The sequence below is a fragment of the Candidatus Acidiferrales bacterium genome (assembly GCA_035934015.1).
Lineage (GTDB): Bacteria > Acidobacteriota > Terriglobia > Acidiferrales > UBA7541 > DAHUXN01.
The window spans coordinates 419,170-437,557 of the sequence record DASYYH010000016.1 but is presented as its reverse complement, the minus strand read 5'-3'; the positions used below and the strand labels follow the sequence as shown (position 1 = coordinate 437,557).

16 protein-coding genes and 1 tRNA gene are annotated in these 18,388 nt (G+C 55.9%); 11 read left to right on the top strand and 6 right to left on the bottom strand.

What is annotated here, in order from left to right; translation table 11 throughout:
• Positions 1 to 150 precede the first annotated feature (150 nt).
• The 9 genes from thiC (at position 151) to VGR81_09200 (ending at position 6,952) form a co-directional block, all read left to right on the top strand.
• Positions 151 to 1,560 (top strand): phosphomethylpyrimidine synthase ThiC, encoded by a 1,410-nt coding sequence (gene thiC, locus VGR81_09240; GenBank protein ID HEV2289123.1) that lies wholly within the window; start codon positions 151 to 153, stop codon positions 1,558 to 1,560.
• Positions 1,561 to 1,661: 101 nt separating this feature from the next.
• Positions 1,662 to 1,928, top strand: a complete 267-nt coding sequence (locus VGR81_09235; GenBank protein HEV2289122.1) for a superinfection immunity protein — start codon at positions 1,662 to 1,664, stop codon at positions 1,926 to 1,928.
• Between the two features lie 89 nt (positions 1,929 to 2,017).
• Positions 2,018 to 2,719 carry a class I SAM-dependent methyltransferase gene (locus VGR81_09230; GenBank protein HEV2289121.1) on the top strand — a complete coding sequence of 234 codons (702 nt, stop codon included), beginning with the start codon at positions 2,018 to 2,020 and terminating at the stop codon, positions 2,717 to 2,719.
• A 144-nt stretch (positions 2,720 to 2,863) separates the two neighbouring features.
• Entirely contained in the window at positions 2,864 to 3,169 is a 306-nt protein-coding gene (locus VGR81_09225) for a Rieske 2Fe-2S domain-containing protein (protein HEV2289120.1), read from the top strand.
• 83 nt (positions 3,170 to 3,252) lie between these two features.
• Complete coding sequence (locus VGR81_09220; protein HEV2289119.1) at positions 3,253 to 3,723, top strand: EVE domain-containing protein; 471 nt, start codon at positions 3,253 to 3,255, stop codon at positions 3,721 to 3,723.
• Positions 3,724 to 3,832: 109 nt separating this feature from the next.
• Entirely contained in the window at positions 3,833 to 4,678 is an 846-nt protein-coding gene (locus tag VGR81_09215) for a cyclase family protein (GenBank protein HEV2289118.1), read from the top strand.
• A gap of 30 nt (positions 4,679 to 4,708) precedes the next feature.
• Positions 4,709 to 5,602 carry a bifunctional DNA-formamidopyrimidine glycosylase/DNA-(apurinic or apyrimidinic site) lyase gene (gene mutM, locus VGR81_09210; GenBank protein HEV2289117.1) on the top strand — a complete coding sequence of 298 codons (894 nt, stop codon included), beginning with the start codon at positions 4,709 to 4,711 and terminating at the stop codon, positions 5,600 to 5,602.
• A 21-nt stretch (positions 5,603 to 5,623) separates the two neighbouring features.
• Positions 5,624 to 6,808, top strand: coding sequence for a VCBS repeat-containing protein (locus VGR81_09205; GenBank protein ID HEV2289116.1), 1,185 nt, complete (start codon positions 5,624 to 5,626; stop codon positions 6,806 to 6,808).
• Positions 6,809 to 6,874: 66 nt separating this feature from the next.
• Positions 6,875 to 6,952: transfer RNA gene (locus tag VGR81_09200), tRNA-Pro, on the top strand.
• A 211-nt stretch (positions 6,953 to 7,163) separates the two neighbouring features.
• Here VGR81_09200 and VGR81_09195 read toward each other — a convergent pair.
• The 3 genes from VGR81_09195 to VGR81_09185 all read right to left on the bottom strand — a co-directional run bounded on the left by VGR81_09195 (position 7,164) and on the right by VGR81_09185 (position 10,335).
• Positions 7,164 to 7,946: a carboxypeptidase regulatory-like domain-containing protein gene (locus tag VGR81_09195; GenBank protein HEV2289115.1), complete on the bottom strand. Its 783-nt coding sequence runs from the start codon at positions 7,944 to 7,946 to the stop codon at positions 7,164 to 7,166.
• Positions 7,947 to 8,055: 109 nt separating this feature from the next.
• The gene (locus VGR81_09190; GenBank protein ID HEV2289114.1) at positions 8,056 to 9,426 is read right to left on the bottom strand and encodes a hypothetical protein; all 1,371 of its coding nucleotides are present in this window, start codon (positions 9,424 to 9,426) and stop codon (positions 8,056 to 8,058) included.
• Between the two features lie 51 nt (positions 9,427 to 9,477).
• The gene (locus VGR81_09185; protein ID HEV2289113.1) at positions 9,478 to 10,335 is read right to left on the bottom strand and encodes a carboxypeptidase regulatory-like domain-containing protein; all 858 of its coding nucleotides are present in this window, start codon (positions 10,333 to 10,335) and stop codon (positions 9,478 to 9,480) included.
• Between the two features lie 480 nt (positions 10,336 to 10,815).
• Here VGR81_09185 and VGR81_09180 point away from each other — a divergent pair, with 480 nt between their 5' ends.
• Both VGR81_09180 and VGR81_09175 read left to right on the top strand, forming a co-directional pair.
• Positions 10,816 to 12,204, top strand: a complete 1,389-nt coding sequence (locus VGR81_09180) for a sigma-54 dependent transcriptional regulator (GenBank protein HEV2289112.1) — start codon at positions 10,816 to 10,818, stop codon at positions 12,202 to 12,204.
• Positions 12,205 to 12,424: 220 nt separating this feature from the next.
• Positions 12,425 to 12,559 (top strand): hypothetical protein, encoded by a 135-nt coding sequence (locus tag VGR81_09175; GenBank protein ID HEV2289111.1) that lies wholly within the window; start codon positions 12,425 to 12,427, stop codon positions 12,557 to 12,559.
• A gap of 185 nt (positions 12,560 to 12,744) precedes the next feature.
• Here the strand turns inward: VGR81_09175 and VGR81_09170 are convergent, their stop codons facing one another.
• The 3 genes from VGR81_09170 to VGR81_09160 are packed head-to-tail and all read right to left on the bottom strand — an operon-like array spanning position 12,745 to position 18,286.
• Positions 12,745 to 14,889: an HlyD family efflux transporter periplasmic adaptor subunit gene (locus VGR81_09170; protein ID HEV2289110.1), complete on the bottom strand. Its 2,145-nt coding sequence runs from the start codon at positions 14,887 to 14,889 to the stop codon at positions 12,745 to 12,747.
• Between the two features lie 6 nt (positions 14,890 to 14,895).
• The gene (locus tag VGR81_09165; GenBank protein ID HEV2289109.1) at positions 14,896 to 15,807 is read right to left on the bottom strand and encodes an efflux RND transporter periplasmic adaptor subunit; all 912 of its coding nucleotides are present in this window, start codon (positions 15,805 to 15,807) and stop codon (positions 14,896 to 14,898) included.
• Positions 15,808 to 15,826: 19 nt separating this feature from the next.
• The gene (locus tag VGR81_09160; protein HEV2289108.1) at positions 15,827 to 18,286 is read right to left on the bottom strand and encodes a GAF domain-containing protein; all 2,460 of its coding nucleotides are present in this window, start codon (positions 18,284 to 18,286) and stop codon (positions 15,827 to 15,829) included.
• Positions 18,287 to 18,388: the final 102 nt, after the last annotated feature.

Below are 18,388 nucleotides of genomic sequence, written 5' to 3'. Positions count from 1 at the left end.
GTGAGGTTAGGCGGAGTCGGAAGGGCGATCGCGCGTGTAAATCCGCGCCGGGTGGACACGAGGTTGATGACCGTCGCGAGCGATGCGATAATGAACGCGGAATGATCTCGAAATGATTTTTTGAGGGCGAATCTGGGGCGAGGGAAAATCATGGCGATCAGAGACGGATGGATTGAAAAAAGGCTGGCGACGGCGTGCGTGAACGGAAGCCGTAACGTTTCGCAGATGCATTACGCGCGGCTCGGGGCCGTGACCGAGGAAATGGAGTATGTGGCGAAGCGCGAGAAAGTCACGCCGGAACTGGTGCGCGACGAAGTGGCGCGAGGCCGCGCGATCATCCCCGCAAATATCCACCACAAGAATTTGGAGCCAATGGGAATTGGCGTGGCGTTCAAATGCAAGATCAATGCGAACATTGGAAATTCGGCGACGACGTCGAATATCGACGAGGAGCTGGAAAAATTGCACCGGTCGGTACACTACGGCTCGGACACGGTGATGGATCTTTCGACCGGCGGCGACATTCCGAAGATTCGCAAAGCGATTATCGACGCTTCGCCGGTGCCGATTGGCACGGTGCCGATTTATGAGGCGCTCTCGCGCGTGCGACGGACGGAGGATTTGACGATTGAGCTGATGCTCGAGGTGATCGAAGAGCAGGCCGAGCAGGGCGTTGACTACATGACGATTCACGCGGGCGTGCTGAGGGAGTTTTTGCCGATGGTGCGGAACCGCATTACGGGAATCGTCAGTCGCGGCGGGGCGCTGCTGGCCGTGTGGATGAGCCATCACAAGAAGGAAAATTTTCTTTACGAGCATTTCGAGGAGATTTGCAAGATTTTCAAGAAACACGATGTGAGCTTCTCGCTGGGCGACGGACTGCGACCGGGGTCGCTGGCGGACGCGAGCGACGAGGCGCAGTTTGCCGAGTTGAAAGTGCTGGGCGAGCTGACGAAGAAAGCGTGGGAGCATGACGTGCAGGTGATGATCGAAGGTCCCGGACACATTCCGATGGACCAGATCGAGCTGCAAGTCAAGAAAGAGAACGAGTTGTGCCACGAGGCGCCGTTTTACACGCTCGGGCCGCTGGTGACGGACATCGCGCCGGGATATGACCACATTACGAGCGCGATTGGGGCGGCGATGATCGGATGGCACGGTGCGTCGATGCTGTGCTACGTGACGCCGAAGGAGCACCTCGGATTGCCGAACGCGGATGACGTGCGGCAGGGTGTGATCGCGTACAAGATCGCGGCGCATGCGGCGGATGTGGCGCGGCACCGGCCAGGAGCGCGGGATCGCGATGACGCGCTGAGCTATGCGCGATTTCTGTTTGACTGGGAGAAGCAATTCGATCTTTCGCTCGATCCCGAAACGGCCCGGACGATGCATGACGAAACTTTGCCGGATGATTTCTACAAGGAAGCGAAATTCTGCTCAATGTGCGGACCGAAATTCTGCTCGATGAACCAGACGCAGATCGCGGAAGCGAATGACGGGCTGGATCAACAGGCACGGCAGGAGAAATTCGTGAAACTGCTGGCGAAAGTAGCGCGGTAGGAAGCACGGGCAATTCGCGCGGGAACATTTCCTGGTTTCGGGGCGTACCTTTAGGCAGAGGCTACTGAAGCGAGCCGGAGCGCAGTCATGGAGGCGCGGTGATGATCTTCTTATCGTTGGCGATATTGATGTATTTTCTGCCGTCGATCATCGGCCACAATAAGCACAACGCGGCGGGCATTTTTCTGGTGAATTTTTTCTTGGGCTGGACGATTGTCGGCTGGGTGGTGGCGCTCTTCTGGGCGTGCACGGCGGGGCCGCGCATGCCGGTGATGGTTGTTGCCGGACCGGCGCGATACTGCAATGGATGCGGAACGCTGAGCGCGGTGGGGGGGCACTTCTGCGCATCGTGCGGCAGACCGGTTTAGAAATCCAATTCGCGACGCACATCCAATCGTTGCGCTCGTGGTCCGCGAATCGGCAAGAAACAAGATAAAAACGGAGGGCTATTCGAGCGATGCCACAAGTGGCTGCGAATGAGAATCTGCGCGAAGAATTCAATCGCTGGGCAGGCGAAGGCAAGGGCGAGAGCATGGAAAAAGAGCATCGCCCGATTGTCGAGCCGATGCTGGCGATGATGCAGTTTGCGCGCGATGAAACGGTGCTCGATGTGGGATGCGGCGGCGGATGGCTGGTGCGCGAGCTGGCGACGCGCGTGCCGCGAGGGCGAGTTCTAGGGATTGACGTTTCGAACGAAATGGTGGAACGGGCGCGGCGCGCGACGACGACCGCCAAGGTCGGCAACGCAGAATTCATGATGAGCAGCGTGGACGCGATTCCGCGAGAAGACAGCGCCTTTGACAGAGTGGTTTCGGTCGAGTCTTCCTATTACTGGCCTGATCCCGCGGCGGGGATTCGGGAAATTTTTCGCGTGCTGAAGCCGCGCGGGTCGGCGTGGATTTTGATCAATTATTATCGCGACAATCCGTATTGCCATCAGTGGGCAAAGCTGCTGCAGATTCCGACGCACCTTCTTTCGGGCGATGAATGGGCAAAGCTATTTCGGAGTGCGGGATTTGCGAGAGTCGCGCACCGGCGGATCGTCGATCCCACGCCGACGCCGGAAGTTTACACGGGCCGATGGTTCCGCGACGCGAAGGAGCTTGAAGCCTTCCGGCGCGAGGGCGCGCTGCTGGTCCATGGCTCGAAACCTGCCTGAGGTGCGGGTCCTAAGTAACCGTAACTTGCAGATTCTTTTTGATTTGACAGTGGGGTATGACTATACTCTGTGGTCGCGCCAGAGTTTTGAGGCACGATTAGGACTTGTGGACTAAACCAATTTTGATTGGGTGAGAGGCGCGGGATGGCGTTTCAAAGGGCAGCCAAGAAAGATGAAATTCCGGCGGGAGAAATCCGGGAATTGCAGTTGGGAGATACAACCCTAGCGCTGGCGCGTGTAGGAGATAACTTCTTTGCAATCAATGGGATATGTTTGCATCAGGGTGGGCCAATTGGGGAAGGTCAACTTACGGGAGAGACGGTTAGCTGCCCATGGCATGGCTGGACCTACGACGTAACGACCGGCACGCTGACTCAGGACCCATCGCAGAGCGTTGCGTGCTATAAGGTTGAGATACGCGGCGACGAGGTCTTTGTGGACGTGGGATAGACGATCCCTGCCAATACAAATAACCACATTTCTTGTTGTTTCTTTTACGCTTCCATGTATAGTTCGCCGGTTGCCGAGGGGCCATGACTCGTTCTGTTACTCGTACCGTCGCGCGACCTCACCAATGGTTGCTGGCGGTTGATCCACGCGTCTACCACTGGGATACCTTGTTCGTAAAGGGCAAGGAAATGTGGCGGCACGCGGGCAGCAAGCCCGATGCGCTGCGGCAAATGAAGCAGATGCGGCGCGGCGACCGCGCGCTCTGCTACCACGGTAAGCCGGAGTATGCCCTTTACGCCATCGCCGAAGTGACGCGCGATCCGTATCCGGATCCACATGATCCGACGCCGAAGCATCTGGTGATCGATTTGCGAGCGCTCGAACGGCTGCCGCGCCAGGTGTCACTCGAAGAATTGCGCGAAAATCGCGCGCTGCGGAAAGTGAAATTCCTGAAAAATCCTCGCATGACGATTTCGCCTCTGCAGGAGGAAGAATATTCGGAAATCCTGCGCTTGGCGGGAATCGTCGCCGCGCCGGGCATTCCGCTGCCTTAGCCGCGAACGGACCCCATTCGTTTTACAAAACCGAAAATGGATTTAAGATAGCGGCCGGCGGTTTCGCGGGCGGAGTTGGAGCTTTCTCATGAGGCAAACGAGGTACGCCATGAAAAAAATGATTTTGAGCGGGTTCGTTCTTGCAGGGACCATGGGGCTGGCGGTTGTGTTGAGCGTGCCCTCGGGAAGAAGCGTATCGGCGCAGTCCAGGGCGAAGTCCAGTGCGTCAATTTGCCCGGAACTGGCTGGGATTTCGACAGGGAAGACGCGCATCATCGACATGACGTACGCAATCAACGATCATTCGCCAGCATGGCCAGGAGATGATCACCCATTTACGGCCGTTGTTACAGCGACGCCGGCAAAAGATGGTTATTTTATCCGCAAATTCACGATGCTCGAACATTATGGAACGCATATGGATGCGCCAGCGCATTTTCCGCCGGGGAAAGAGACGCTGGATCAGATTCCGATTCAGCGGTTTTTTGGTCCCGCAGAAGTGATCGACGTGCGCGCAAAAGTCGAGAAGGATGCGGATTATCGTTTGAGTGTTGCGGATATTCAAGCGTGGGAAGCGCAGCATGGGGAAATTCCTGCCCGCGCGATTGTTATGCTACGGACAGGGTGGGGCTCGCGCTGGCCGGATCAAACCCGCTATCGGAACATGGACGCGAAGGGAGTGATGCACTTTCCTGGATATTCCGTGGCTGCGGCGAAATACTTGATCGCGCGGCGTGTGAATGGATTGTGCATCGACACGCTGAGTATCGATTACGGGCCCTCGCCAAATTTTGAGGTACATCGCACGACGTTGCCCGCGGGATTATTTCATATCGAAAATATCGCGAACCTGGACGAGTTGCCGGCCACCGGCGCATTCGTGATTGCCGCACCGATCAAGCTCGAAGGCGGTTCTGGCGGACCGGTGCGCGTGTTTGCGATCCTGCCGGATTGAGCGGGAAGGACTTTTCGTCGAGAGGAATCTTTGCCGGAATTGCCGGAAGTCGAGACAGTCGTGCGCGGATTGCAGATGCTGCTCCCGGGCCGCGGAATCACCGAGGTGCGCCTCGGCAAGACGGATTTTATCGACGACCCTGTGGCGCTCGAAGAAAACGCGCCGGGATGCAAAATCGCTTCCGTGCGGCGCCATGGGAAATTTCTGGTTTTGGAGCTTGAAAAGGATGGTTCGGCGAAGGCGGAGAAGCGTACTGGTGCGAAGCGCTTCAACCTGATTGTTCATCTGGGGATGACCGGGCAGTTAACCGTACGGCCGGAGACGATGCCGGCAGCGGCGCACACGCATGTGTGGTTCGCGCTCGACAATCGGACGGAACTGCGCTACACGGACGCGCGCCGATTTGGGCGGATGGTTTTGTCGAACGAAGAAGGCAGCAAGAAAATTCTCGGGCCTCTGGGAATCGACGCCCTGACGGTGAGCGAAAAGGATTTTCGAGCGCGGATTGGAGCGCGACGGGCGCGTATCAAGGCTCTGCTGCTGGACCAAAGCGTTTTGCGCGGGATGGGGAATATCTATACCGACGAGAGTCTATGGCGCGCGCGAATTCATCCGACGCGCATCGGGGCGGAATTGAACCGCGAAGAAATGATACGCCTGCGTGGTGCGATGCAGAGAGTGCTGCGCGCGGCGGTGCGACTCGGCGGGTCGTCCATTTCGGATTATGTCAATGCGGAAGGCGAGCCGGGAGAATTTCAGCTCCGGCATAATGTTTACCAGCGCGAGGGGAAAAAATGCGCGCGGTGCGGGACGATGATCCGGCGAATTATCGTCGCGGGACGAAGCAGTTATTTTTGCTCGAAGTGTCAGCGGGCACCGCGCGGCCGGCCCCGGAAGATCTTTCGCGGCAAGAGTGCGCCCTGACGGCGAGCGGAGGGGCTGAGGATGCATACCGTACGCAAACGGACAGTGCCTGTATTCGTGATCGTGGCTTTGGGCGCGGTGACATGGTGCGCTGCCGCTGGCGGCAGGGTTGAATCAACTTCACTCGATTTCCGGCAGGTCGTGATCCCAGTCGGCAAAGGACCGGGATTCATTGCGATCGGCGACGTGAATAGTGATGGCAACCCGGACCTGATTGTCGCGAACGAGTATGAAGGCACGGTGAGCGTTTTGTTGGGAGATGGTCAAGGGCATTTCAAACCAGCGCCGGGCTCTCCTTTCCCGTGCAATCCAAATCCCAACGACATCGCCGTGGCAGATATGAAAGGCGATGGTAATCCGGATCTGGTGATCGCAAATACGCAAACGCCGTACATCACAATCTTGCTGGGAGACGGCACAGGGAGATTCAAGCCTGCGGCGCACTCGCCGTTTGCTACGAAGTCGTATCCGCATCCGCACGGCGTGGCCGTCGGAGATTTCATGGGCGATGGCAAGCCAGCGGTGGTGACGGACAGCTGGGGCAATCGCGAAATCCTGCTCATACCAACGGATGGCAAGGGCAACTTGATTCTTCCGGGGAAGTTCTTTTCTGCCGATTTGCACACGGACTCGGGCGTGCGCGCTGCGGATTTCAACAAAGATGGGCACCTCGACATAGTGACGGTGAATCAAGATGGAGGTGTTGTCGGTTTGCTCTTGGGTGACGGCAAGGGAGGATTTCGCAAAGCGCCCGGCTCTCCATTTCTGGCAGGGGACACTCCGTGGTCTTTTAGCGTCGGAGACGCAAACGGGGATGGAAATCCCGACGTGGCAGTCATTCCGTATGAGCGTGATATTCGCGACCCTAACAGGCTTGGCATCACCGTTCTGCTGGGCGACGGGAAGGGTCGCCTTGCGACTATGCCGGGCTCACCTTTTTCGCTGGCTGGTTGCAAAGGCCCCAGTCGGATTGCGATAGGCGACCTCCGAGGAAACGGATTGCACGACATGGTAGTGTTGTGCGCGCAAAACGACAGGTTGTTTTTCTTTATGGGGACAAAGGATGGCGAGTTTCGAGTTTTCAACCGTGACGTGGCGACGGGATGGGGCGGCCTCGCGGTTGGGAAGTTGGACGGCAGCGGGAAGGATGAGGTCGTGGTCGCTAACCACGACCAGGACACGATCACGATCCTGTTTAGCAAGTAATTGGCGGGCGTTGCGGCTGGCCGTGATGCACGGTAAACTGTCTTGCAGTTGTGATTCGTAGTTTGTCGGGGCGTGGCTCAGCCTGGCTAGAGCGCCTGGTTCGGGACCAGGAGGTCGGTGGTTCAAATCCACTCGCCCCGACCACTTTTCTTCTTGCCATCAGACACTTACGAAAAGCCCGGCATCGTGCTCTCGTGGAGGGGGCACCCAATGGGTTCGCCAAGGGAATCGAGTCGCGCCGCGATTCCCTTGGAATGCAAACAGGCGAAAACTCCCCTAGGGTTGGCAAAAAAGCAGGGCCGATCAGTCCTGAGCGCCACCGGAATAATTGATCTACAGGATTCATGAATTCTCATCATTGCTGTCCAAAAGTGAAGTCGGCTGTAGAAGTCAGCGCAGCACGGACGACCACCCGCTTTTCCTGTGTTCCGAAGGTCGCAGTCCATACCGCCAGTGTATATTCACCCGGCGGTATATTTTTCAGGTCGAAAGTGCCGTCTTTGCCTGTAACCTCAAAAAACGGGTTTTCCATTACACCGATATACGCTTTCATCCATGGATGGACGTTGCAGTGCACAGGGATCATGACTTCTGGGTCAGTAAACCGACGAATCACGGAGGGAGAGCCCGGCTGCTGGGAAACATTCCACGAGCGGTTGGTTTTCGCCGTCACGTGAATATTATGCGTCGTGGGGTCGAGTGTGAGCACCTGAAGCGGCTGTCCCGCCATAATGCCGACAACGTGCGGTTGATACATGCAACCGCTCTGCGTAAGATCTACGGAATTGACGGGCGGAGTAAACTTGCGCGTGCCGAAACCATCCTTGATGTAAACGAATGCATTGGGCAAAGTTCCGTTTTCGTTCACTTCGCCATCCTGTGCGTAGACCTGCCCTTTCTGCTCGGATTCGCAAATGGGGTCATTTGACATCTTGATGATTTCGAGCTTTGGCCGCTCTCCCTGGAACAGGATTTTTCCAGAGATGCTTCCCGTTTCCTGAGTGCTGGATTGGGCCGCTTTTCCCCTCGGCGAGTGTGCGAAGGTGTTCATGGCGATCAGGAGTATCGTTACTGCAACGATGATGGAGAGCATGCGAAATCGCGAATCCAGCCGCTGGTTTGTTGTGTCTTGAGTCACGATGTCAACCTGCCTTTCTACATTTCCTGGCGGGCACACTTTCTAAGTGTCCCGCGGTGATTGGGTCTTCTTGGCAAACAAGCCGCAGGCGAATTTGAACCCTTTGTCGCTAGAAAAGCATACGTAGCAACATGTAAAGCGAGTTGTTGTCGCTAGCATTTCGCCCTGAGCCGTCATAATTTGTGCCGGCGCCATTGAATTGCGTATAGCCCGTGTATTGCAGCCCAAGCTGGACATTCTGGACCGGCCAATACGAGAGATTCAGCACGAAGCCTTGGGTCTTGGGACTGCCGGTTAGGCTTCCTGTGAGTGCCCCTTGCGGAAATTCGAGGGGGTCCTTCGTGCCTGTCGTTACAAAGTAAGCGACCCCCGGCGCATAGCGGTAGCCGAAGTGGTAGACGCCGTTGACCCGGAATGTGTTCAGGTCATGGGCAAGCAATGAGGCATTTCCATCCGCGAAATCCGCATTCAAGGTAGATTTTTCGTGAATATAAGTTGCATGCAGCGTAACCAAATTGTTTGCGAATTGTGGCAGGACGCGCTCGAATTGCGCGTCCGCGGCAAAATCTGTGTAGTGGTTTTCGGGGCCAGTTACACCTTGCGGAATCGAGTCCATGTGCATTCCATAGGTGCCGAACTCGAGATAGCTATTCCCCATGGTCTGTTGCCAAGCAGCGCGCCAATAGGGAGCAACTCCCTGAATGTTGTAGGGGAATCCCACCCCATTGTTGGGGAGGGGTTGACCAAGATGGGACGAACGATAAATGGTGGCCGCGCCGTAGAGATGGTCATTCCACATCGCGTAGCCCCCGAGGCCGGCGACGTCCTGAGCGAGTGAACCGTCAACCACCGCGGCTGTGATGGGGGATGGCGCGGATGCAGATTGAATCCATGGGAAACCCCAAGCGGGCGTATCGTTCCACAAGTCCTCGACCGTCGGATTATTGTTGAGCATGACTCCATATACGAGCGTCTTGCCTTTTACGAGGCGGTTGCGCGCGTAGCGAATGTCCGTGTTGTCCCAGCTGAAATGATCTTTTTGTGAGTTATATGTCGCCTGGACAAAACCACCAAGGTGGCTGGCATACTCCCCAGAGAGAAACAGAGAAACGTCCTGAGGGATTGAAAAACTCCAGTTCTGAGTTCCGGGCTGCGCAGTTTTTGTGCCCGTGCTGGAGACTTCAAACATAGCCGCCAAAGGGAGATAAGAAAGGAGCTGCAAACCGGACTTTTCTTTTTCTGGCGGCGACGTAATAACCTTTATGCCCGTCATCGTATAACCATTCAGCTTGAAGGTCCGGCCCAGAGGAGTGAGTTCAGGGGGATTTGTATGGCACGAACTGCACGCCAAACCGGTTTGGCGTGCAAAGCTTGGGACGGCTCTCGCGTTTCTGGGTGTGATGGCGAGCAGGATCAACAACACCGTGCCCGCCATCGCGAGGATGAAAATGGAGCTATTCCTTTTTTCCAGAGGTTTCATATTGCCAGCCTCGCTGATTTGAAATGAAAGAAACTATCCGCTGTTCCGATATTACTTACCAAGCGTGACGTTGACGGTTGCCGTCTGTCCGCTTTGCACGGTTACTGAAACATCTTTTGTGCCCAGATCTTCTTGCCAGACCTTCAGATGGTAGGTTCCCGGAGGCACATCGGTGAGCGTAAAGGCGCCTCCTTTGCCGCTGAGGACGTAATACGCGTTGGCAGCCACGATGACATAACCCTTCATCCATGGATGGACATCGCAACGCACGACGGCGCGGTCGGGCCGACCAAGCGGAATCTCAAGCGCTGGCGAACCCGCTGGCATTACCTGGTTGAAACTGCGGTTGTTTTCAGCGTAGATGTGCACGTTGTGAGATGCCGAATCGCTGTTTTGCACCTTCAGGTCCCCCGGTTTCATAATGAGGATGGGAGGCATGAACATGCAGCCCTTCTGGTCGATCACGGCCGGCGGATAAGCAAAGTCCTTACCGTGATCAATGCCATCTATCCACACGACGGCGTCCACAACTCCACCGTCCTCGATTTCGGCCGGATAAATTTCCTTCGCATTTCCGCATACACTATTGTCCTGTGTCACGGCGATCTTCTTTGGCCTGATTGGTTTGCCCTGATAAAGAATCTTGCCGGATATCGTTCCCCCGTTCTGGACCGCCTGCACTGAGTAACCCGCTTGGTACAAACCAGCCGGGGGATTGGAAGTTTCTTTTGGGGTTGCGCCATAGGCTTCTAAACTTGCAAGCCCAGCTTGCATGAAAACGATGATTGCTAAAATCCCGCAAAATGCGAGAATTGACTGCTGTCTTCTAATAATCATCCTGTTTCCTTTCATTAGCAATTTTCGACGCTCGTCGCGAGAATTTCTTCCCGGCTCATGACCGCTACCCATGGTTTATCAATGCAATGGAGCTTGTGCAAGAACTGAGTTAAAAAAGTTGTTGGAGGACATAGGAATGAGCGCGAATTTATTGTGCCACATCTTCGGGAACTCACTGGGTTCCTCCAAATTTAATTGCATTAATGGGAAGCGATGACTAACCAGAATCTCGACAACCAATGCGATATTACGAAGTCACTTAGATTTCGAATGTGATGCCCGTCACTATAAAATGTATCTTGCATCACATTGGAGCCATTCAATTCCTAGAAACTAATCATAGAATGCCGTGAACTGCGGCGGGCCCGTATCGAGCCTATCCTAAGCAGTCCAATCGGAGTCCCAACGACAGCAGCAGAGCAAAAGGTCGGTCCCTGCGCATCGTGACTTCGGGATCCGTCGACATTGACACTGGCGAAGTCACACTCTAGAATCTCGAAACCATACGGGCCCTGCAGGCCGCGAAGAGTAATCAAGACACACCTGAATAAAATGAGCTCTAAGGGAACGAGGCCACGCATTGCGGTCGTCGATGATGATGACGGCCTGCGTTCGCGTATCCACGCTTCACTAAGCGGCGATTTCGACATCTACGACGGGGAAAACTACAAAGACGCATATCGGTTGCTCCAGGAGGCCGAATTGGATGTTCTCCTTTTGGGACTGCCGATTCCCTCAGGCAGCTCGAGTGAGTGCCTGGAGCTACTGTCGCGCCTCGATGGCAGCGAGGTCGATACGTTAGTCATCGTTCTAAGTTCGGAAGAAAAGAAATCCACGGCACTGAAGGTGATCGACGCCGGGGCTTATGACTATTTTCTCAAACCGCTGGACACGGACGTGCTTCGTGTCCTAGTAGCGCGGGGAATCGAAAAACTCCGCATCCAACGAGAGAACCGCATCCTGCGGGACGAAATTCGCAGAAAGCACGGTTTGGGGGACCTGCTCGGCACCACCGATGCCATGCGGCACGTCTTCGAGACGATTCGCCGCGTGGCCCGATCCTCTTCGACAGTGATTATTCGCGGCGAAAGTGGGACCGGCAAAGAACTCGCTGCGCGATCGATCCATGAAAATAGTCCACGCCGTTCACGGTCGTTTATTTCCGTAAACTGCGCGGCGCTGCCAGAAACGCTGATGGAGGCTGAGCTGTTCGGCTATGAGAGGGGGGCGTTCACTGGAGCCGTGGCCACAAAAGAAGGCCGTATTGAGATGGCTGACAAGGGTTCCCTTTTTCTCGACGAAATTGCCACTCTCTCTCCATCGCTGCAAACCAAGCTGCTGCGCGTACTTGAGGACCATGCAGTGTTGCGGCTTGGCGGAAAGAAGCCCATCAAGGTCGATTTCCGGCTGATCACCGCTACCAATGAGAACTTGGAAGAGATGGTGCATCAGGAGCGATTTCGCCAGGACCTTTATTACCGCATCCACGTCGTACCTATATTCCTGCCTCCCCTACGCGAGCGCGTTGAAGACATTTCCCTGCTTGCTGATTATTTTGTGCAGGTCTACTGCGCAGCGAACCAGTTTTCCCCCAAGCGGGTCTCCGAAGAGGCCCTGGCTGCACTTAAGAAATACCCCTGGCCTGGCAACGTGCGAGAGCTCGAAAATGTCATCCAGCGCGTTGTGCTCATGTGCGAAACCGAGACCATCGGATTAGGAGACCTCCCCGGCGAGGTTAGCGCCGCGCTTGCAGTAAACGGGCGAGGACGAACGCACTTCCCGGCTTCCGGAATCGAGCTAGATAAGGAGTTACAGGCGTATGAGCGAGAGCTGGTGGAAACAGCGGTGCGTCAGGCATCTCGGGACATGGCCGCTGCCGCCAAACTTCTGGGCGTGGATCGAAATCGAATGAATTACCTGCGTCGCAAGTTCAATTTGTGAGAGGCAGCGCATGAGGTTGATGAAAAACTCAACCGATGTTGATAATTTCAACAATTCCACACTTCCAGCGAGAACGCGACGGCAGTACTGGACCATCCTAAACCGTTAGGATTCTGCGGGAACTCACGATGGGAGGCGGTTCGTTTTTTTGGGCATCGGATTGCATATTTTCGTAGTGTCCGCCCACGGGGGCGCAAATCTGAAGGGGAGGAAGTTAACAATGGCTACCAAGAAGACGGCGAACAAGGGTAAGGCTCTGGGAAAAGTGAAGACGCTCAAGCCACTCAAGTCTCTGAAATCGTTCAAGACGCTCAAGCAGATGAACACGTTGCGACGGGGTCCCAGCACCTTCTAAATGCTGTGCCGCGTCGTTTTTGGCGGCTCGCAAATGGTTTCATGAACGTGCCACAGTCGAGTCGTTGAGGGGCTGCTGCGGCGGTGCAGCAGCCCTGGCAGTTTCTGTCCTCCCGAAACACCTTTAGCAATCAAACGTTTCTAAGCTATGGCAGTCTTGGCGGCCAGCGCGGTGATAGACAGATCTCACCAAAACTGGGACCTAAGCCACCGCCATGTGCCACGGCCCACCTGCCAGACAATCGAGCGCGCAGGGCTGTAGATTTTAACTGTTCCGGTCATTCCTTCGCGGAGCGAGCCATCCGGATTCGGTAAATCAGCGATCACGGCCATATAGTTGGCCAGCTCCTGACCATAGCGGGTGAGCGCTGTAGGATCTCCGACGGGGCGGTCGGAAGCCATGGCCGGCATGATTCGATCCACCCGGCCAGAATAAGTTCTCAATGGGTAAGAAGAGACCTTCAGCAACAAACGCGCGCCGGGCCGCACATCGTCAGCCGCCCAATCGTGCACCAGGATGCGCACACGCATTTCCGTGCGAGAAGAAAGATGACAGAAAGTCTCCCCTTCGGGTAGATATTCTCCTACCGTTTCAGCAAGCTCGGGCGTGGTGACGGTCGCGGCGATCGGTGCGCGGACTTGGAGCTGTGCGTATTCTCGCTGGGCAATCTCCATGTATTTTTCAAGCCGAGTTACTTCGCGACTGGCCGTCGCTGCCGCGTCTGCATTGGCGGCCCCTTCTGCCGAGCGGAGCCGGCTCTGTTCGAGGGCGAGTTGTTGCGTGTCTACAGCCACGGCTGAGGCCAGCAAAGGATTTTCCAAGACCGCGAGCACCTGCCCTTGCTGCACTTGTTCTCCTTGCCGCACGAGCACTTGCTGGACAACGCCTGAGACTGCGGCGCGCGCCTCAGCTTGACCGCTGGGCTCAAGGATACAGGGCACGGAAATCCTCGACGGAATAGGTGGCACGGTCAGCAGTACGACGGCCACTGCCATACCAACGGTTTGCCTTCGCGTCAGTTTCCAGGCCATATAACCCTCCTTTGCCTTTACCCACCAAGAGGGGAGCTTTGTCGCCAGCTTCCGGATTTTCCGATGGGCAAAGAAATAAATTGCCGCGGCGAAAATGACGTAACCCCAGGCACCAAACTTGTTGATGCATACATTCTTCAACCACAAGAGCACCACGGTAATCAGCGTGATGCTGTAAACGAGCGCCGTGAGAGAGTAGGTCAGGAAGATTTTTCTTTGCCGCCGGCTTGCGGCCGGGAGTTCCACCTGACGGCGGAGAGCGTTTTGGAGAAGCCAGGCTTGCAGGAATTCAAAGGAGTCCTCGCGCAGATTGTCGATTTGCAGGTACTGGCAGAGAGCGTAGTAGCCGTCCGCTTTGATCAGAGGATTGAGATTCAACAGAGTGCCCTGAATTCCACAGAGCAGCATCATCATGTAAGCCAGGCCATTGACCGTGGAGCCGGGAAGTGTGAAGTGCCAGATTACAGCGGAAATGCTGCACAGCAACAACTCCACCCAAATTCCCGCGAAGATAGTCCACTGGCGCGGGGCCACGCGGTCCATCATCAATACGTCGGTCGTGTCGGTGAAAAATGCAGGCGTAAGGTAAATCAGCATGAATCCCATCTGATGGACTTCGCCGCCATAATGTTTGCACGTGAGCCCATGCCCGAATTCGTGAATGCCCCCGATAACCAGCATGAGCAACCAAAAAACCCACAGGTAATAAGCGGACTTATCGGAGAAGTTCCAGAGTTCCTTGGTATCATGCGCAATACGACTCCAGTCTCCTGACAGAAGCCAGAGCATGAGCAAAAACAATCCCACCGAGAAGTATATGAAACCCCGCGTGTACATCCAGCTGAGAACCGGGTCGAGGCGCGAGAGAACCTTGTCGGGATCCCAAGCCTTAAAGGTTATGTAAAGGAGGTTGGACTGATCGAGGCGACTCTTGCGTTCGTCGCGAAGGCGCTCCAAGATAGCGAGATTCTTCTCGCCGACGGTTCGCTCCCACATATCGGGCGGGATGCCTTCCAAAAAATCCAAGATCGTGGCTTCGTCAATAGGTGTGTCAGGGTAGCGTTCATTCATGTATTCGGCAGCTTCGGCTGCTGTACGCGTGCCATCAAAGGCTTGCAACAACTCAAATTCATAGCTGCCGTAGCGGTTATAGCTTGCCGTTTCGCTGATTTTGATCACATAACTGATTTCACCGGCGACATTTTGTCGGCTTACGCGGATATCGGAGCGAACTTTCGGACGGTGCAGCCCTTTGGCCAGCACTCGCGAGGCTCGCAGTCCCGATGGGCCAAAGCGCATGGCCGGCTACCGGCCCAGCCTAGAGCTAACAGGCCACAAAACCTCGACGGACATTCCCGGCCGCAGCCCGTCCAGATTGCCGCCAGTCAAGCGACCCACAACGTCATAGCTGTCGCTCGCCGGATCGATCGTGGGACTTACGCGGAGCACTCTTGCGGTATAGAGTTGTTCGGAGCCAGCAGACAATCGAAGAGAAAAAGCCAAACCAGGCTGCGGAAGGACACCGCCGGTTTCCGGCACCTGAAATTCCACTTGGAGGGGCGCTAACTGGCTAACGCGGAAACATTTGTCGTTCTTGTTTACCTGTTCGCCCTGACGAATATAACGGTGGACGACAACTCCTGAAAAGGGCGCGCTGATATGCGTCTTGGCAATTTCGATTTGGAGCTCGTGAATTTGCGCCTGATTACTCTTGACCGCCTGCCGCCAGCTGTCGAGATCATAGGCCGCACCCTTCGCTTCAAACTCGGCCTCTTCAAGGTCTGCTTCGCTGCTCAGACCGCTGGCTCGCAAGAGTTGCTGGCGCTGTAATTGCGCATTTTTCGCCTGCTCTTCAGCCTCTTTGTATTTCACATTATTCTGTGAGACTAGCAAATCGGACTCGGCTTTTTGCAACTCGGCCTGCAGGGTGCTGTCATCGAGCCGTCCCATCTCGTCTCCGGTGCGAACGACGCTGCCCTCGTCCTTTTCCGTCGCGAGGACCACACCACCGCGTTGCGCTGTTACGTCAACCGCCTTTTCGACGGAAAGAATGCTTAGCAGGCTGAGCGGCTTGGGCGTCTCCGCTGCCGGAGCGCGAGGAGTGGTTGCCGCCGTTTCTGAATTCGCCGGGGGACTCGATGCGGCAATTGGATTCGAGCAGCCTACCGTGCCGCCAAGCGCGAGCACCATGCCACAAATGAAAATAGCACGCCTCATGTTGTCTCCTCCCAAGGCATCACGGTAGCCATGACCAGACTGACTCCCAAGCCCAGCGGAAGGGCGCACGAAAAATCACATATCCCAATGGAAACCATCCAGAGGAAAACCATCCACCTGCGGCAAGGATCTTTGCGCTGCCTACCATGCCGTCGCGCGCGGCCAACCCAGAATTGGCGAAGTCGGCTCGAACTACGAAAAATTGCTCACCATTTTCCGAACGTGTTACGGCACCGAGACGATCCACGGTACCGCGAAGTGTTTCCAGCGGCAGCGCATTCAACTTGATTTGCACAGGGATCCCGTCACGCAGCAACGGCATGTCCGTTTCGCGAACGCTCATTTCGACGGCCATCTCACTTGGATCCACCAGTTCGCAGAAAGCATCTCCCGGCTTCAGCATCGCACCCACCTTCTGCTCTACCTTGGGCGTGACCACTATGCCGGATATGGGCGCGAGGAGCATGGCTTCGCTCACGCGCGTGCGTTCGAACTGGACTTCCGCCTGATGCAGCTGCACTTCGATGTGTGCTTGCCCAGCCGCAGAAGGATCTCCGCGAAATTCGGCATCCGCCAGTGCGCGCTGGGCGTTCGCGAGTGCGGTTTGCGCCTGCACCAGCTTTAGCTGGTCGGCGCTCGAATCGAGCGCCGCGAGCAACTCTCCGGCCTTGACCTTACTGCCTTCATGGACCATCACGCGGTCCACGATCCCGCCAGCTTCGGCAGCGACGACGCGCCTGGCCGCCGGCACCACGGTTGCATTTGCGCCTATGCGCATGGGCATCGGAATGATGAAAAGCAGCGCAGCAGCAATCGCACCACGCCAAGCCCATGCGATCCAGCGAGCTTTGGGCATCGCGGCAAAGAGTTTTTCTTTGCGTTCGGCCCATGGTTTCAGGAAGCCGGCAAGCGGCACTTGTTGGTAGAGCTGGGCGTTTCGAATAGCTACAGCCGTCTGATTGCCGAGAATCGCCAGCGTCTCCCGTTCGTCATCATCGAGAAAATCAGCCTGCTGGCTAAGCAGTCCGATTGCTCCAATCGCTCCCTGATCGTCTCGCAATGGCAGCGCATAAAAACCCGCATATCCATGATTCTCCAAGAACGCAGCTACTGATTCTTTGGCTTCCGGCGGATCCAATCGCCAGCCATCATCATCGCGGTCGACGGAAACAGCGCTTTCCTGTCGCGCGGCCCATTCTAAGACTCCCTTAAATTGGTCCATTTCTAGTGTCTTCGGTACTTCGGTTTCCCCGGAAACCGCACCCAGCAGGAAACGATCGCGATCGAAAAGGCCGATCACACCGCGATCAAATGGGATGATCGTGGAGGCCTGCTGCACGACCGTGCGCAGCACATGATCGAGATCCAGCGTGGAGGTAATCTCACGGCTGATGCCCAGCAGCGCGTCGAGAACGCTCACTTTACGCTCAGCGTCGAGCAGCTTGGCGTTACTTATCGCGATCGCAGCCTGCTCACTAATGTTGGAAAGAAAATAGAGATCTTCTTCCGAGAATGCACCGCCGCCGATGCGGTTGACCACTTCGATAGCGCCCATCACTTCTTCGCCCTTGAGAAGTGGCGAGCATATGACCGACTCCAAGTGGAAGTCTTCCGTCTCATTCTTGCGCCGCTCTGCCAGCATTTCATCTTCAGAAGCAGCTTCCACAAGTACTGGCTGACCTAATTGTGCCGCTTTGCCGACCACCCCTTCCCCGATCGCGCACTGTGCTCCTTCGCCCAGAGTTGGGTCCTCACCGGCTTGCTGCATGGCGTGAAGACTGTTCGTCTCCGCATCTACGAGCCAGAGGTTGCAGGCGGAGGCATTCAACAGGTCACGAATTTTCTCGGTGATGACGGGCAACAACTCTTCCATTTCAAGCGTGGAATTAAAGATGCGGCTGATGTCGTACAACGCCGTCAGACGCTCGACCGTTGTAAGATGCTCATGGACTTGTCGTTCGCGGTCCTGGCAATTTTCCAGTGCGAGCCCTGCGAGGCGGCTCACTTCTCGCACATACTGCAGTTCGTCGGGCGTGAATCTGCCGCGTCGCGGATTGAGAATCTCGACGACTCCGGCTGAACGCTGTGGTCCCGGCAATGGACAGTAAAGCTCCGCCTCCACGCGCTCGCGCGACGATTCGGCCAAGTGCGCCAAGATGTCTTCGTCTTCAGATTTCGAAGAGAATTCCAGCGGTTCACCACTTTCGAGCACCTGCACGAGTACGCCTTCCGAAACCATATTGGCAACCGGCTCGAAACGCTCCCCAGAAGCGAACCAAGCTGCTTGGAGTTTTGCGGAAATTGTTTCGGTTTCCGATTCATCATCGCCCTCGTTGTCCCAGGCGGCGATCCACACTATGACGGCCCGCGCATCAAGGGAAGTCCCTAAACGCCCCGCAAGGGTTTTCAGCAGTGTTTCTGTGTCACGGCAGGCATAGAAAATAGTCGCGAGGTCAAGCAAGTGGGAAGAAGGTTCCACGGCACTCTCCCGGAGAGATGCGGACGTGCTTTATTCTCAGCATTGCAGATTGGAGGAAAATCGAGCTTAGAATCGGTAGAAACCTAGCAAAAGCCATGTTGG